Annotated in this window: 11 protein-coding genes; 7 read left to right on the top strand and 4 right to left on the bottom strand. The window is 63.6% G+C overall.

Annotation, left to right across the window (positions count from 1 at the left end; translation table 11 throughout):
- Nucleotides 1-101: 101 nt before the first annotated feature.
- Together LMTR3_RS31260 and LMTR3_RS31255 are read right to left on the bottom strand one after the other, a co-directional pair.
- Nucleotides 102-1,316, bottom strand: a complete 1,215-nt coding sequence (locus tag LMTR3_RS31260; protein ID WP_065748803.1) for a mandelate racemase/muconate lactonizing enzyme family protein — start codon at nt 1,314-1,316, stop codon at nt 102-104.
- Between the two features lie 262 nt (nt 1,317-1,578).
- Nucleotides 1,579-2,820, bottom strand: coding sequence for an amidohydrolase family protein (locus LMTR3_RS31255; RefSeq protein WP_065748802.1), 1,242 nt, complete (start codon nt 2,818-2,820; stop codon nt 1,579-1,581).
- A gap of 152 nt (nt 2,821-2,972) precedes the next feature.
- Between LMTR3_RS31255 and LMTR3_RS31250 the strand changes: the two genes are divergently transcribed.
- A complete protein-coding gene (locus LMTR3_RS31250; protein ID WP_065748801.1) occupies nt 2,973-3,392 on the top strand; it encodes a nuclear transport factor 2-like protein in 420 nt (139 codons plus the stop codon).
- Between the two features lie 5 nt (nt 3,393-3,397).
- Here LMTR3_RS31250 and LMTR3_RS31245 read toward each other — a convergent pair whose 3' ends face one another.
- A complete protein-coding gene (locus tag LMTR3_RS31245; RefSeq protein WP_065748800.1) occupies nt 3,398-4,156 on the bottom strand; it encodes a GntR family transcriptional regulator in 759 nt (252 codons plus the stop codon).
- A 192-nt stretch (nt 4,157-4,348) separates the two neighbouring features.
- Here LMTR3_RS31245 and LMTR3_RS31240 point away from each other — a divergent pair, with 192 nt between their 5' ends.
- From LMTR3_RS31240 to LMTR3_RS31220, 5 genes are all read left to right on the top strand, one after another.
- Nucleotides 4,349-5,212, top strand: a complete 864-nt coding sequence (locus tag LMTR3_RS31240) for an ABC transporter ATP-binding protein (protein ID WP_065748995.1) — start codon at nt 4,349-4,351, stop codon at nt 5,210-5,212.
- Between the two features lies 1 nt (nt 5,213).
- Nucleotides 5,214-5,990: an ABC transporter permease gene (locus LMTR3_RS31235; protein ID WP_065748799.1), complete on the top strand. Its 777-nt coding sequence runs from the start codon at nt 5,214-5,216 to the stop codon at nt 5,988-5,990.
- A gap of 44 nt (nt 5,991-6,034) precedes the next feature.
- Complete coding sequence (locus tag LMTR3_RS31230) at nt 6,035-7,060, top strand: ABC transporter substrate-binding protein (protein WP_065748994.1); 1,026 nt, start codon at nt 6,035-6,037, stop codon at nt 7,058-7,060.
- 119 nt (nt 7,061-7,179) lie between these two features.
- Nucleotides 7,180-8,622, top strand: a complete 1,443-nt coding sequence (locus LMTR3_RS31225) for an amidohydrolase family protein (RefSeq protein ID WP_065748798.1) — start codon at nt 7,180-7,182, stop codon at nt 8,620-8,622.
- 205 nt (nt 8,623-8,827) lie between these two features.
- Nucleotides 8,828-12,148 carry a carboxyl transferase domain-containing protein gene (locus LMTR3_RS31220; RefSeq protein ID WP_065748797.1) on the top strand — a complete coding sequence of 1,107 codons (3,321 nt, stop codon included), beginning with the start codon at nt 8,828-8,830 and terminating at the stop codon, nt 12,146-12,148.
- Nucleotides 12,149-13,233: 1,085 nt separating this feature from the next.
- Here LMTR3_RS31220 and LMTR3_RS31210 read toward each other — a convergent pair.
- A complete protein-coding gene (locus tag LMTR3_RS31210; RefSeq protein ID WP_502686687.1) occupies nt 13,234-14,805 on the bottom strand; it encodes a flavin-containing monooxygenase in 1,572 nt (523 codons plus the stop codon).
- Nucleotides 14,806-15,088: 283 nt separating this feature from the next.
- Here LMTR3_RS31210 and LMTR3_RS31205 point away from each other — a divergent pair, with 283 nt between their 5' ends.
- A complete protein-coding gene (locus LMTR3_RS31205; RefSeq protein WP_065748794.1) occupies nt 15,089-16,690 on the top strand; it encodes a GMC family oxidoreductase in 1,602 nt (533 codons plus the stop codon).
- Nucleotide 16,691: the final 1 nt, after the last annotated feature.

Raw genomic sequence — 16,691 nt, 5'->3', positions numbered from 1 at the left:
CACCATTCAATTTGCACGGTCGGAGAGATGGTTGGCACGCGGAGCCTGTCATCGGGCGCGCATTCGCGCGACCCGGTGGCTTTGCCCACCCTACGAAACCGCTACTTCCTCTGCCCGTAGTTCAACAGCCCGCCCTTGCTCTTCGGCGGATGGGCGCGCAGGCCTTCCTCGTTGGGCTCGGTGCCCCAGCCGGGGCGGTCCGGCATCACCAGGTGGCCGTCGACGATCTCGGGCACGTGGGTAAACAATTCATGGTCCCACGCGAGGCGATCGATGTCGGTTTCCATGATGCGTAAATTCGGCACCGCGGCGGAAAAATGCGCGTTCTGCATCGTGCAGAGATGGCCGTAGAAATTATGCGGGGCGACGTTCACCTCGAAATGCTCGGCGGCCGCGGCGATCTTCATCGATTGCCAGACCCCGTTCCATGGCGTGTCGATGATCGCGACATCCATCGCCTGCTCGTTGAAATAGGGCAGGAACTCGCGCAGGCCCAAGAGCGTCTCGCAGGATGACACCGGATGCGGGCTCTGGCGGCGGATGTAGCCCAGCGCCTGCGGGTTGAAGGTGTCGATCTCCACCCAGAACAGGTCCATGTCCTTGATGGCGCGCAGTATCTTGAGGTAGCCCTCGGTCTTGGCATTGAAGTTGAGGTCGAGCAGCAGATCGACATCGGGGCCGGCGCCGTCGCGGATTGCCTCCAGATGCATGCAAAGATTGCGCAGCACCTTGCGATCGACGTTGATCTCGGGTTCGAACGGCGAACCAAAGCCCGGCCGCCAGCCCTGCGGCTTGCCGTCGGTGTAGACGAAGATGTTGGTCTTCATCGCCGTAAAGCCTTTTTCGCGTACCTCGCGGCCGATTGATTTGACGCCGTCGAGATCGGTAATCGCCGGCTTGAACCAGTCGGGATGGTTGATGCGCCAGGTCGCGCAGTGCGACCAGTAGACCCGGATGCGGTCGCGGATCTTGCCGCCGAGCAGTTCGTAGCAGGGCACGCCGAGCGCCTTGGCCTTGACGTCGAGCAGCGCGTTCTCGAGAGCCCCAAGCGCCAGCGCCACCACGCCGCCGGCGGCCGGGCGCGTCGCGGCGAACAGTTCGGCGTAGATCCGCTCGTGCTGGAACGCGTTCTTGCCGATGACCCGCGCGCCAAGCCGTTCGATCGCCGCCGTCACGCCGGGCGCCCCAAAACCCTCGTCGTACTCGCTCCAGCCGACGATGCCGTCCTCGGTCATGATCTTGACGAAGTGGTAGTTCCGCCATCCGGCGTCGCAGGCCAGCGTTTCGACGCTTCTAACGGTGGTGGCTTTTTTCATGATTTCCTGCCCCGGGCTTGTTGTTGTTGGCTGATAACAACAATGGATCGACGGGGAGGTCAATTGCAGGGCAGCGCAGACCGTCAATGCAGATCGTGCTTATCCGGCGCGCCGTGGCCTCGTGGTTCGAGACGCGCGGCTTCGCCGCGCTCCTCACCATGAGGGTCTAAAATTCTTTTCACCGGCGAGATTTTAGACCTCATCCTGAGGAGCGGCGCTCGCGCCGCGTCTCGAAGGATGAAGCCACCGACGGTGCGGAAAGCTAAGCTCGTGGCGGAAACAACGTCGGCCTCTGCCGCTCGAACACCTGCCGCCCGCTCTTGAATCCCATCAGCACATCAGGCAATTCCGCAATCGCGTTCGTCCCGCTGTCGGTATCGAGAATGATCAGGTCCGCCGGATTGCCCACCGCGATGCCGTAGCCCCGCAGGTTCATCAGCCGCGCCGGCAGCTCGGTCACGAGATCGAGGCAGGCGTCGAAATCGCTGACGCCTGCTTGCGCGACATTGGCGTAGAAATTCGCCATCCTCAGCAGCGAGGCGTCGCCGAATGGCGTGAAGGGGTTGAGCACATTGTTGGTCGCGACCGAACAGAGAACGCCATCTGCAACCAACTTGTGCGCCACCGTCAGCCCGCGCGGAGCGTTGTGCGTGGCGTCGCGACCCATCAGATAGAGATCGGTCGCGGGCAGCACGGTGACGGCGACGCCGGATTTGGCCAGCCGCGCGGTGGCCGGCTTCAGCCGGTCCGGCGGCAGCGCCGATAATTTGGTGGCGTGACCGATCGCGACGCGGCCCTGATAGTTGCGCCGCTCGGTCTGCCGGCAGACCTCGTCGAGATGCCACCAGGACGGATCGAGATCGAAGTCGAGGTGCAGGTCGACGTCGACATCGAATTGCTGCGCCAGGTCGAAAATTTTTTCGAGATGCGCGTTCGGATCGGTGTCCATATAGGGGCAGCCACCGATCACTTCGCCGCCGTCGCGCAAGGCCGCAATGAGCAGCTCCTCGGCGCCGGGATCGTTGGTCAGGCCCTCCTGCGGAAACACGCAGATCGAAAGATCGAGCGCCCAGGGATAATCGCGCTTCAGCGCTTTCACCGCCTCAAAGCCGCGCAAGCCGATCCGCGGATCGATTTCGACATGGGTACGCATCCGCATGGTGCCATGCACGATGGCGCGCTCGATCACGCGCGCGCCGCGGCCGTAGACGTCTTCCACCGTGAAATCGCGCTTCATCGCGGCGACCGCGGCGATGGCTTCGGTGACGCTGCCGTGGTTGTGCGCGCAGCGGCCGAGCAGGCAGGCCTTGTCGAGATGGATGTGGGTGTCGACGAAGCCGGGCAGGGCCAATCTGCCGCCGACCTCGATCTCGGCCGCTTCGCAGGCAAGCCGGGGTTCGATGGCCACGATACGCCCGCCGGCGATGCCGATATCGACAGGCGTCGCCGAGGTTCGCGTCCTGGCGTTGCGGAAGATTAGGTCAAAGGCGGTTTTGGTGTTCATCAGGCGTCGGGCTGGAGAAGGTCTCAACCTATCGGAAGCGGGGGCGCCGGGCACCTCCAGATTGTGTGCAATCGGAAGGCTGAATTGTTCAAAATATGTGCATGCAGTTTGTGGGCTGGACTGTAGTATCCCCGGCATCAGGAGAAGCCGCCATGTCTGTCGCCGCGAAAGCCGAAGTGAAGGGAATGTCCGACGCCGAGGTGGTCAAAGCCTATCTCACGGCATCGATGATCCCGGATCCCGATGCGGCCGCGGCCTACATGAAGCCGGGCACGATCATCACCTTCACCGGTGGCCGCGAGTTCGATCATCCGCGCGGGCCGACCGGCTTCAACGCGCGACGCTATCGCTGGGTCAAGAAGAAGATGGACCGCTTCGACGTCTGTCCGGGCGCCGAGGAGACCGTCGTCTACAGCATCGGCACGCTCTACGGTGAATGGCTCGATGGCACGCCGTTCGAAGGCAATCGCTATGTCGATCGTTTCGTGGTCAGGGGCGGGCAGATCGTGAAGATGGACGTCTGGAACGACAGCGCCGAGCGGATTCTGGTGCAGATGGGGATTGAGGCGTAGCGGTCTTACCTCGCCCTGACCACCTTCGGCATCTTCACCACGCGCTCGCTTTCGCCTTCCTCGGCATAGGGCGCCAGAATATCCAGCAAATCGCGGCCGCGCGGCGGGGCGGGGGCCACCAGCGCGCGGCTGGCCACGGAATCCAGGTGGCTGTGCATCAGGCTCATCACCTTGGCCTCGTCGCCCTTGACCAGCGCGGCGATGATCGCGCGGTGCTCGTTGATCGCGCATTCCGACGAATGCGGACGGCTGTAGAGCGATAGCGTCAGGCAGCAGCGATAGGCGACTTCGCTGACGTAACGCACCAGGATCGGGCTGTTCGTCATGTTGGCGAGCAGGATGTGGAATTCCGTCGCGAGGCGGATCGACACCGCATCCGAGCCGTCGCGCGCGCGGTCCTCGGCATCGACATGGGCGTTCAGCTCGGCAACCTGGCTCTTGGTCAGCTTGCCGGCGAGTTGCCGCACCACCAGGCGCTCGAGTTCGATCCGGATATCAAAGGCATCGCGCGCCTCCTGCCAGCTCGGCGTCGCTACCACCGCAATCCGGTTGCGGCGCAGTTCGACGAGACCTTCTGCGGCCAATTGGCCCAGCGCATGTCGCGCAATGGTGCGGCTGACGCCGAACCGCTCGCCGAGCGAATCCTCCGGCAGCTTTGCGCCGGGCGCCAGCGCCTGCTCGATAATGGCGCGGCGCAGCGCGCGGCAGATCACGCCGACCTTGTCGGATGGGACAGCAGTCTTGCTGGCGGGGCGGGGCGCCATCGGCGAATCCTGGCGGGTGCTTCGAATGGGTCCTCTTATCACAATTGCCGACTGATTGTGCGCCTCAATTGCATGCACCTTGTGGGTCAAACTGCACAAAAGGAGTCCGCCGGATCGGGCGGCAAAATCCGGGCTCCTTGATTTTAAAGGCAAGTTTGGCTGGCATCCGGCTTGCATGCACTTACAGCCATGATGCGCATGCAACCAGATTCCGAATTTCAGGGCACACCGGTTTCGGGCTCCGCCGCTCCGATCGCGATCGAACTGTCGGAGGCTTCCGTCACCTTCGGCCGCGGCGCCCGGGCGGTGCCGGCCCTCTCCACGACAAGCTTGCGGATTGCCGATGGCGAGTTCGTCGCGCTGGTCGGGCCGTCCGGCTGCGGCAAGTCGACCATCCTGCGGCTGGTGAGCGGCCTGGTGCAGCCGACATCGGGCGTCGTCATCGTCGGCGGCCGCGAGGTGGCGGCGCGCGCGTTGCGCGTCGGCATGGCGTTCCAGAATCCGACCATGCTGCCGTGGATGTCGATCGAGCGGAACATCATGCTGCCGCTCAAGATCGTCGAGCCGTTTCGCTCGCAATTCCGAAAGCTGCGCAAGACCGAATTCCGCGACAAGGCCAATGCGCTTCTGGAGCAGGTCGGCCTCAAGGGGTTCGGCAACCGCTACCCCTGGCAACTCTCCGGCGGCATGCTTCAGCGCGCCAATCTGTGCCGCGCGCTGATCCACGAGCCGCGCATGCTGCTGCTCGACGAGCCCTTCGGCGCGCTCGACCAGTTCACGCGCGAAGAGCTGTGGTCGATCCTGCAGGACCTCTGGATCGCGCACAAGCCGACCGTGCTCCTGGTGACGCATGACCTGCGCGAGGCTGCCTTTCTCGGCAGTCGCATCTGCGTGATGAGCGCGCGTCCGGGCCGCATCCTCGACGACAGCCGCGTCGACTTCGCCCGCCCACGCACGGTGGCCATGACCTTCGAGCCGGATTTCGTGGCGCTGAACCAAAAGCTGCGTGCCTTCATCGTCGATGCGCGCACCGCCTCAGCACGGGGAGCGGCCTGACATGCCCGAGCTCGATTACCGCCAAAAGGCCTGGTCGGCGGCACTGATCGTGCTGTTCTTTGTCGCCTGGGAATTGTTCTGCCTGATATCAGGCATGTCCGACCTGGTGCTGCCGCGTCCCTCGCAGGTATTCGTCACGCTGGTCGAGAAATTCCCCATCCTCTGGCCGCACATTCTGCAGACGCTGGCGACGACGATGATCGGGTTTGTCCTTGGCGTCGGTCTCGGCGTTGTGCTGGGCGCGGTGATCGGCGTCTCGAAAACCGCTTACGATACGGCTTATCCGCTGCTCGTTGGATTTTCCTCGATCCCGAAAGTCGCCGTGGTGCCGATCTTCGTGCTGTGGTTCGGCTCCGGCTCGGTGCCGGCGGTGCTGACGGCACTCTCTATCTGCTTCTTCCCGATCGTGGTCAATATTGCGACGGGATTGGCGACGACAGAACCCGAACTCGAAGACGTGCTGAAAGCACTTGGCGCCAGCAAGTTCGACATCCTCTGGAACGTCGGCTTGCCCCGCACCATGCCGTTCTTCTTTGCGTCGCTGAAGGTCGCGATCTCCTACGCCTTCGTCGGCGCGGTGCTGTCGGAGACCGTCGCCTCGAACCGCGGCATCGGCAACGTCATGATGACCGCGTCCTCGAATTTCAACGTGCCGCTGGTGTTCGCCGGCCTGTTCGTGCTCGCCGGCCTCGGCGTCGCGCTCTACGTGATCTTCTCGGTAATCGAGGGGCGCGTCACCGGCTGGGCCACCCGCAAGAACGACATGATCGCGACTTGAAAGTTTTCGCCAACCGCCATCCAACCCTTGTCGAGGAGACCACAATGTTAGCCAGAGTAAGCGCCGCGCTGTTGGGAGTTGCCCTGTTTGCCGGTTCCGCCAGCGCCCAGGAAACCACGATCAAGTTCACGCTGGGCTGGAAGACGCAAGGGTCCGACGCCGCGTTCTTCTACGCCAAGGACAAGGGCTTCTTCAAGGAAGAGGGCCTCAATGTGGTGATCGACCAGGGCGAGGGCTCCGGCGCGACGGTGACGCGCATCATGTCGGGCGCCTATGACGCCGGCTTCGGCGACGTCAACGCCATCATCCAGAACGCCTCGACCAAGCCGCAGGACGCGCCGGTGATGGTCTACATGATCTGGAACCAGCCGCCGTTCGCCATCGTCACCAAGAAGACCAGCGGCATCAACACCATCAAGGACTTTGAGGGCCGCACGCTTGGCGGCGCGCAGGGCACGCCGACGACGCGGTTGTTGCCGGTGTTTGCCAACAAGAACAAGCTCGAGGGCGAGAAGATCAAGATCTCCAACATGGCGCCGAACTTGCAGGAGCCGATGCTGATCAAGGGCGATATCGACGCGGCTCTCGTGTTCAATATTACGAGCTACTTCAACCTGGTGCTGAACCGCCAGGATCCCGACAAGGACTACAGGTGGTTCTCGTTCGGCGATTACGGCCTCGATCTCTATTCCAACGGCATGATGGTGTCGCGCAAGCTGCTGGCGTCCAATCCGAAGGCCGTCGCCGGCCTCGTCCGCGCCGTCAACAAGGCCGTGATCGCGATCGCCAAGGACCAGAATGCCGGGATGAAGGCCGCGCTGAACTACGACAACCTGATCAACGCCGAGGTCGAGAAGCGCCGCCTGCAGTTTTCCTTCGACAAGCTGATCGTCTCGCCCGAGATGAAGGAGATCGGCGTCGGCGACGTCAAGGACGACCGCATGGCCCGCGCCATCGGCATCATCGTCGAAGGCTACCAGCTCGCCCGCGCGCCGGCGCCTGCGGAAATTTTCTCCCGCGAGTTCCTGCCGCCGCGCGCGGAGCGGGAGCTGGTGTATACGGCGAATTGAGGATGTGAGCGAGCACCGTCATTCCGGGATGGTGCGCAGCACCAGACCCGGAATCTCGAGATTCCGGGTTCGATGCTTTGCATCGCCCCGGAATGACGAACTGGAGAGGGCGCGCTCTTATGATTACCGAAGTCTCTGCACACAGCCTATTCTCCGGCCCTGATCGCGGCTTGCTCGAAAACGTCGTGCTGCGGCACGACAACGGTGTCATCACGTCGACCTCCGAGGCCGCGCTGCCCGCCACAAGCCCGCGCTCCCTCGTGCTGCCGGCCTTCGTCAACGCCCACGATCACGCGCGGCCGACCGCGTCCTCGTTCGGCGCGCTCGGCATGCCACTGGAAAGCTGGATCCTGCGCTCTGCGCTCGGCACGCCGGTCGATCCCTATCTGACGGCGGCGTCCGCGCTGGCGCGGTCGGCGAGGGCGGGCTGCGCTGCGATGATGGTGCACTACACCCGGCCAAGCGGCACCATGCCGCTGGTCGAGGAGGCAAAGGCGATTGCGCGGGCGGCGTCCGACGTCGGCATCCGCATCGCGTTTGCGCTCGCGGTGCGCGACCAGAACCCGGTCGTCTATGGCGACGGCGAACCGGTGCTGTCGCAGCTCTCAAGCGACGATCGCAAGGCCGTTGAGGAACTGTTCGTCCGCGAGCCGATGTCGCCAAAGGCCTATATCGAACTCACGGATGCCATCGCCTCGGCCATCGCAGGTCCCAAGGTCGATGTGCAGCTTGGCCCCGCGGGCGTGCAATGGTGCTCAAGACCGCTGCTTGAGGCGGTGGCGGAGAATTCGGCCCACACCGGGCGACGCATCCACATGCATCTCCTCGAGACAATCTATCAGCGCACCTGGGCAGACCAGCATTTTCCGGATGGCGTCGTTCGTTATCTCCGCGATATCGGCTTCCTGTCGGAGCGGCTGACGCTGGCGCATTGCATCCACGCCCGGCCTGACGAGATCGAGATGATCGCCGTATCAGGCGCGCGTATCGTCACCAACTTCTCCTCCAACTTGCACCTGCGCTCGGGCCTTGCCCCGATTGCCGCGGCGCACCGCTGTGGCTGCGCCATCGCGGTCGGCGTCGATGGTCTCGCGCTCGACGAAGACGACGACGTGCTGCGCGAGATGCGGCTGGTGCAGATGATGCACGGCGGCCTTGGCTTTGAGCGAACCTGGACAGCTTCCGAATTCCTCGCGCTCGCGATCGCCAATGGCCGCAAGGCGACCGGCGCGCCGGGAACGGGCGCGCTCATATCAGGCGCTCCGGCCGATTTCGTCACCATCGATCTCGATCGGCTGGACCGCGACCGGATCATGCCGGTCGGCCCCATCGATCTCCTGTTCGCGCGCGGCAACGCGTCTTTCTTGCGCGACGTCGTGGTTGACGGGCGGCTGATCGTCAGCGAAGGCCGTTGCACCGGTGTAGATCTCCCCGCGATCGAGCGGGAGCTGCGCGGAATCTATCGCGCCAATGCAAGACAACTCTCGGCCTTTCAGCGGGCCTGGCCGCCGCTCGCAGCGTCGCTGCAGGGCTGGTTCGAAGCCCAGCTTGATTGCCGGTAGATCGCTAAGCGCCTCAGTTTGCTGTGTGAATTCCGTCATGTGGAACGAAATTCCACTTGCGCAGAATCTCGGCAACGGTTCATGTCGAGTAAACAAGAAACTGCCGGTAGCCGCCTCGCGCTGCTGATTGGGGTATGGGAAGCAAGCGGGGCGAGGTGAGCCGATCGCCGCATCATTTCGCTCTGCTGTCCAGACGGAACCGTTCATGTCCTTCCATAAATTGCTGATTGCCAACCGCGGCGAGATCGCCATCCGCATCGCGCGCGCCGCGGGCGATGCTGGCCTTGCGACGGTCGCAATGTACTCCGCCGACGACGCGCAATCGCTGCATGTCCGCGCCGCCGACGCCGCCTTTGAAATCCCCGGGCGCGGCGCGCGGGCCTATCTCGATATCGAGGCGGTGATCGCAGCCGCCAAGGCGACCGAATGCGACGCCGTGCATCCCGGCTATGGCTTCCTCAGCGAGAATGCCGCGCTCGCCCGCCGCTGTATCGAGGAAAGCATCGTCTTCGTCGGCCCGTCGCCGGAAGCGCTCGATCTGTTCGGCGACAAGGCGCAGGCCAAGGCGCTGGCAAGAAAATGCGGCGTGCCAGTTATCGAGGGCACCAGCGGGCCGACCAGCCTCGATGAGGCCAGGGCCTTCCTTGAATCGCTCGGCGCAGGCGGCGCCATCATGATCAAGGCCATCGCCGGCGGCGGCGGCCGCGGCATGCGCATCGTCGATGACGCGGGCAGGCTGGAGGAGGCCTATGCGCGCTGCCAATCCGAGGCGATGGCGGCCTTCGGCAGCGATGGCGTCTATGTCGAGCGCCTGATTCGCAATGCCCGCCACATCGAGGTGCAGGTCATCTGCGACCACCACGGCGCGATCAGCCATCTGTGGGAGCGCGAATGCACGATCCAGCGCCGCAACCAGAAACTCATCGAGGTCGCGCCAAGCCCGTCGCTGAACGACGCCTTGCGCTCGCGTATCATCGACGCCGCCAAGGAACTTGCCGCCGCCGCGAACTACGACAATCTCGGCACTTTCGAATTCCTCGTCGATAACGACGCCAGGACCAGCGACAAGGCGTTTGCCTTCATCGAGGTCAATCCGCGGCTGCAGGTGGAGCATACCGTTACCGAGGAGGTGCTCGGCCTCGATCTCGTACAGTCGCAGCTTGCGGTCGCGGCCGGCGCGACGCTGGGCTCGCTCGGGCTTGCGCAGGGGTATATCCCGAGGCCCCGCGGCTTTGCGATCCAGCTCCGGGTCAACATGGAGGTAATGGACGAGACCGGCGCCACCAGGCCGACCGGCGGCACACTGGCCGTGTTCGACCTGCCGTCCGGCCCCGGCGTGCGCGTCGATACGTTCGGCTATTCGGGCTACCGGACCAGCGCCGCCTTCGACTCGCTGCTTGCGAAGGTCATCGTGCATTCGCCGGGCGGTAACTGGACCGACGTCGTGCATAAGGCCTCGCGGACGCTGCGTGAATTTCGCATCGGCGGTGTCGCCACCAACGTTTCCTTCCTCGCGGCGATTTTGGCGCATCCGGATTTCGTCGAGAACCGTCTCAGCACCGGTTTTATCGACAAGCATGTTGCCGATCTGGTTGGCGAAACCAACATGACGGCGGAGACGGAACTGGTCGAATCCGGCAGCGCCGCCGATGACGAGACGCTCGCGATCGCGGTCGCGGCATCGGCAACCGGCCCGGCAGGTTCGGTCGCGGTGCCGGCGCCGCTGCAAGGCACGATCGTCGCGATAGACGTCGAGGAGGGAGACCTCGTTCGCGCCGGCCAGCAGATTGCCGTGCTCGAATCCATGAAGATGGAGCATCTGGTCACGGCGCCGCATGGCGGCCGGGTGACGCAGATCGCAGCGGGCTCCGGCGTGACGCTGATGCAGGATGAGCCGATCCTCTACCTCGAACCGGCCGAACTAGACGCCCATGATATGGCTGAGGAAGAGGATATCGATCTCGACCACATCCGCCCCGATCTCGCCGAACTGATCGAACGCCACGCCATCACGCTGGATGAAAGCCGGCCGGCCTCGGTCGAACGACGGCGCAAGACCAACCAGCGCACGGCGCGCGAGAACATCGCGCACCTCGTCGATGAAGGCTCCTTCGTCGAATATGGTTCGCTCGCCATCGCTGCCCAGCGAAGGCGGCGCACGGTCGATGACCTGATCCGCAACACGCCGGCCGACGGCCTGATCTCCGGCGTCGCCACCGTGAACGCGGAAAAATTCGGCGTGGACGCCGCCCGCTGCATGGTGATCGCCTACGATTACACCGTGCTCGCCGGCACGCAAGGCCACATGAACCACAAGAAGATCGACCGCATGCTGGGCCTGGCCGAGCAATGGCGGCTGCCGCTGGTGTTTTATGCCGAAGGCGGCGGCGGCCGGCCCGGCGATACGGACAGGCTCGGCATGACCGGCCTCGACGGGCCGTCCTTCGTGCAGTTCGCAAAGCTCTCAGGGCTGGTGCCCGTGATCGGCGTCGTCTCCGGCTATTGCTTTGCCGGTAACGCCGCGATGCTCGGCTGTTGCGACGTCATCATCGCCACGAAGAACGCCTCGATCGGCATGGGCGGACCGGCGATGATCGAGGGCGGCGGGCTCGGCGTCTATCACCCTGCTGAAGTAGGTCCGGTGTCGTTCCAGTCGCCGAACGGCGTGATCGACATCCTCGTCGAGGATGAAGCGGAGGCGACATCCGCGGCGCAGAAATACCTGTCCTACTTCCAGGGCGCGGTCGCCGACTGGAAAGCGCCGGACCAGCGCCTGCTGCGGCGGGCGATTCCGGAGAACCGGCTGCGGGTCTATGACATTCGAACTGTTATCGATCTTCTCGCTGATGAAGGATCGGTGCTCGAGATCCGCCGGGATTTCGGCGTCGGCATGATCACCGCCTTTATCCGTATCGAGGGAAAGCCGTTCGGCCTGATCGCCAACAACCCAAAGCATCTCGGCGGCGCGATCGATGCGCCGGCTGGCGACAAGGCGGCGCGCTTCGTGCAGCTCTGCGACGCCTTCGACATTCCCATTATATCGCTCTGCGATACGCCGGGCTTCATGGTCGGCCCCGAAGCGGAGAAAACCGCGATCGTGCGCCATGTCGCGCGCATGTTCGTGACCGGCGCGAGCCTTACCGTGCCGCTATTCGGCATCGTCCTGCGCAAGGGCTATGGTCTCGGCGCGCAATCGATGATCGGCGGTGGCTTCCACGCCTCGTTCTTCACGGTGGCCTGGCCGACCGGCGAGTTCGGTGGCATGGGGCTGGAAGGCTATGTCCGTCTCGGTTTCCGCAAGGAGATGGAAGCAATCGAAGACCCGGTCGAGCGCGAGGACTATTACAAGGCCAAGGTCGCCGAACTCTACGCCAACGGCAAGGCGGTCTCGATCGCCTCGGTGCTCGAGATCGACGAAGTTATCGATCCCGCCGACACGCGGCACTGGATCATGTCCGGCCTGCGCTCGGTGCCAAAGCCGGACGCACGCGCGACCAAGAAGCGGCCGTGTATCGATGCGTGGTAGCGGCATGTCATTCCGGGGCGCGCGCAGCGCGAACCCGGAATCCATCTCGCGACGCAACGTGCGGCTAAATGGATTCCGGATTCTCGCTTCGCGAGCCCCGGAATGACGGCTTCGTGGATGGGCAAAGGCGCATTCGCGCCGTGCCCACCATCTATCCTCGAGCGCATTTCGCGATGGTGGGCACGCGGAGCCTGTCATCGGGCGCGCATTCGCGCGACCCGTTGGCTTTGCCCACCCTACAATTGCAGCGTATGTGATCTTGTATGTGACTGCCCGACGGGCAAATCACCAAAACCTGTCCAGCTCCCTTTTCAAAAATATTCTGCTTTCGTTCTCACCCAAATCAGTCGCATAACTCCGCCCGTCTCACGGCAGATGAGGGGCGTTGGCCATCGTCACGAACGTGCGGTGAGATGCGATGGACGCTGACGGCGCGCTAGACGTACGCGCAGGATCCGCCTTCGCTAAAGCTTCGGCGGACCGGTACCAAACCCGGCGAAGCCTCTTGGCGAAGACGGGAGCGTACGGCGAAGTCGTGTGGTTCTGGCGTCGCGGTGCTGGCGTTAAGTCCTTAAGAAGCGAAGCTTCTCGGGGGCGACGGAGGCAAAAGAGCCGTTCTCCGGGAAGAGCACGAAGTAAGCCGTAAAGCCATTGCGCAGGGAAGGCCGGGATGCTCCCGCTGTACCTGTATGCTCGTGTGCGTATTCTTTATGCGCAATGGCACACGAGACCGCGGGTGCGGCGCGCACCCGGTCTTCCCTGCGCCCTCCGAACAAGAGGGCGGGAAGTTGAGAGCAAACCTCGGACGCAATGCGCCGCGAGAATGCGAAGTTATATTCAGTCGTCATTGCGAGGAGTCCGCGTAGGATGGGTAGAGCGAAGCGAAACCCATCATCACGTGCACCGGCATTGATGGGTATCGCTTCGCTCCACCCATCCTACGAGACCGTCATCGCCCGGCTTGACCGGGTGGCCCAGTATTCCAGAGACGCCAGTGATGGAACCGATAGGCCGCAGCGTACTGGATCCCCCGCATGCGCGGGGGATGACAGTCACGGAGTGCGGAAGGCCTCACACACTACGATCTACCCCAGCCTCAACTCATCATATCCCTTCGCCGCTACCGCATCGCACCGCGCACGATAAGCCGGCGCGCTGCCGCTGTAGCGGGCGACGATGCGCCTCTGTTTGCCTTCGACGTTGGAATTGATGCCGGTCATCCAGGAATTGACCTCGTTGGACAGCAATCCCTCGCCGAGCGCCTTGACGTGATCGGTCCAGGATTTCACGCCCTCCGGCGTCGCCTCCAGCCGCGTCAGTCCCTCTTTCATCGCGAACAGGAGCAGGCCGGTGACCCAGTCGACGCTGTATTCGATGCTGCGCGGGATGTTGCCGAGCGCGGTGTGCGGCCCCATCAGCATCAGCATGTTCGGAAATTCATGCACCATGATGCCGAGATAGGTCTCCGGGCCTTGTCGCCACTTGTCTTTCAACCGCGCGCCGCCAACCCCGCGAAAATCGATCTTGTCGAAACTGCCGGTGATGGCATCGAAACCGGTCGCATAGATGATGATGTCGAATTCGTAATCCCGTTCGCTTGTCCTGATACCCTCAGGCGTGATCCGCTCGATCGGCGTCTCGTTGATGTCGACCAATTCGACATTGTCCTGGTTGTAGACCTCGTAATAGAAGGTCTCGAGCGGCAAGCGTCGCGTACCGAAGCCGTGATTTTTCGGAACCAGCTTTTCCGCGACCGCCTGATTCTTCACGCGCTGCCGGATCTTGCGCGCGACGAAATCGGAGATCGTGGCGTTCGCCTTGCGGTCGATCAGTATGTCGCGAAAGTTGCCTTGCCAGATGCCGAAGCCGCGCTCGCCATAGAGCTTTTCATAGAACGCCTCGCGTTCCTCGTCCGACACCTCGAACGCGCCGCGCGGGTCCGGCGTGTGCAGGAAGCAGGCGAAGGTTTCCTGGCAACGGGCGAAGATCTCGGGATAGCCGGCCTTGATCTTCTCTTGCGTCTCCGCATCGATCTTGCCGTTATGCAGCGGCGCGCACCAGTTCGGCGTGCGCTGGAATACGGTGAGATGGCCGACCGAGCCGGCAATGGTCTGAATGGTCTGCACGCCGGTCGCGCCGGTGCCGATCACGGCGACGCGCTTGCCGGTAAAGTCCACCGGTTCTTTCGGCCACCGCGCGGTATGAAAGGATGCGCCCTTGAAATCCTCGCGGCCCTCGATCCGCGGCAGGGTAGGCGTCGACAACGGCCCGATCGCGGTGATCAGGAAGTGCGCGTCGAACCGGCTGCCGTCCTCCAGCGTAATGGTCCAGCTCCGCGTGTCTTCGTCGTAAGTAGCCGCCGTGACCCGGCTCCGAAACTGGATATCGCGACGCAGGTCGAACTTGTCGGCGACATAATTGAGATAGCGCAGCGTCTCCGGCTGGCCGGCAAAATGCTCCGACCAGTCCCATTCCTCCAGCAACTCCTTCGAGAACGAGTAGCCATAGGAATAGCTCTCGGAATCGAAGCGCGCGCCGGGATAGCGGTTCCAGTACCAGGTGCCGCCGGCATCGGTGCCGGCTTCGAACACGCGCACGCGAAAACCCTGCTCGCGCAGCCGGTAGAGCTGGTACAGCCCCGACATGCCCGCGCCGATAATGATGGCGTCAAAGTCCGGAATCGGCGTCGCTCCCTAGCGTATGGTTTGCTCAAAAGCTATCCGGTCTCGCGGCGGCAAACAAACCGGTATCAAGGCGTGGCAGGGTTGCGCGTTTGTCCCGCCAAGCCCGCCTCGCTCGGCTTTACTGCAGGCCGCATCTGCCCCTATCGTTGTTTGTCATTCCGGGGCGATGCGAAGCATCGAACCCGGAATCTCGAGATTCCGGGTTCGCGCTCTGCGCGCCCCGGAATGACAGAAAGAGAAAGTCCAAGGACCAAGAATGAAGCACGATCCCGTTGACGTCCTCATCATCGGCGCCGGCGCGTCCGGCGCGGCGGTGGCGTGGAGCCTGGCTGAAACCAGGATGCATATCCTCTGCCTCGACCAGGGCGGCTGGATGAAGCCCTCGGAGTATCCGAGCACGGGACGGGACTGGGAGGCGAAGTTTTACGGCGACTGGTCGACCAGCCCGAACATCCGCGGCCGGCCCGAGGACTATCCGATCAACGACGACAACTCGCCGATCAAGGTCGTGAACTTCAACGGTGTCGGCGGCTCGACGGTGATGTACACCGCGCATTGGCCGCGGCTGCATCCGTCCGATTTCAAGGCGAAAACGCTCGACGGCATCGCCGACGACTGGCCGATCGAATACGACACGCTGGTGCCGTTCTTCGAGGAGAACGACCGCATGATGGGTGTATCCGGTCTGTCAGGCGATCCGCTGTCGCCGCTGACACACCCGCCGATGCCGCCGCAGCCGCTCGGGCTTTCCGGTCCGCTGATCGGCAAGGCCATGAACAAGCTCGGCTGGCACTGGTGGCCATCGGACACCACGGTCGCGACGATGGATTACGAGGGCCGGGCGCGCTGTATCAATCTCGGCCACTGCACGCCGGCCTGCGCGCAAGGCGCCAAAGCCTCGACCGACATCACCTATTGGCCGCAGGCGATCCGCGCCGGCGTCGAGCTCAAGACCCATTGCCGCGTGCGCGAGATCCTGACCAACGAGCATGGCATGGCTTCGGGCGTCGTCTATTACGACAAGGATGGCGTCGAGCAATTCCAGCCGGCCGAAGTCGTCATCATCGCCTGCAACGGCGTCGGCACGCCGCGGCTGCTCTTGAATTCGGTCTCCGGCCGCTTCCCGAATGGCCTGGCCAATTCATCCGGCCTGGTCGGCAAGAACCTGATGTTCCATCCCTATGCGCAAATCTACGGTTTCGTGAAGGAGCCGACCGACTCTAACCGCGCGCCGCCGACCTGCCTCTGGAGCAAGGAGTTTTACGACACCGATCTCTCGCGCGGCTTCGTGCGCGGCTACGGCATCCAGTTCGGCCGCGGCGCGGGGCCGGTGTTCGAAGCCGTCGCGAGCGAACAGAAGGGCATTTTGCCATGGGGCGCGGACCATCACCGCGTGTTCCGCAAGCTCAACGGCCATCGGCTCGCGGTGTCTGCGATCTGCGAGGATCTGCCCGAGGAGCACAACCGCGTCACGCTCGATCCCGTGCTGAAGGACAGCCACGGCATTCCCGCGCCGAAGATCGACTACACGATCAGCGAAAACAGCCGCAAGATGATGGAGCATGGATTGGCGCGCGGCCGGGAAATCCTCGAGACCGCCGGCGCCACCGACATCTGCATCAACAACCCGATTCCCTGGGGCGGCTGGCATCTGCTCGGCACCGCGCGGATGGGCACCGATCCGGCGCGCTCCGTGGTCAACGAATGGGGCCGCTCGCACGACGTGAAAAACCTCTTCATCGTCGACGGCAGCGTGTTCGTCACCTCAGGCGGCGTGAACCCGACCTCGACCATCCAGGCGATCGCGCTCTACGTCGCCGACCAGATGAAGCAACGCCTTGCCAACCTCTTCGATTGAG

This window comes from Bradyrhizobium sp. LMTR 3, assembly GCF_001693485.1.
GTDB lineage: Bacteria > Pseudomonadota > Alphaproteobacteria > Rhizobiales > Xanthobacteraceae > Bradyrhizobium.
Note: the sequence above shows the minus strand (reverse complement) of the source record. Positions and strands in the feature narration are given on the sequence as shown.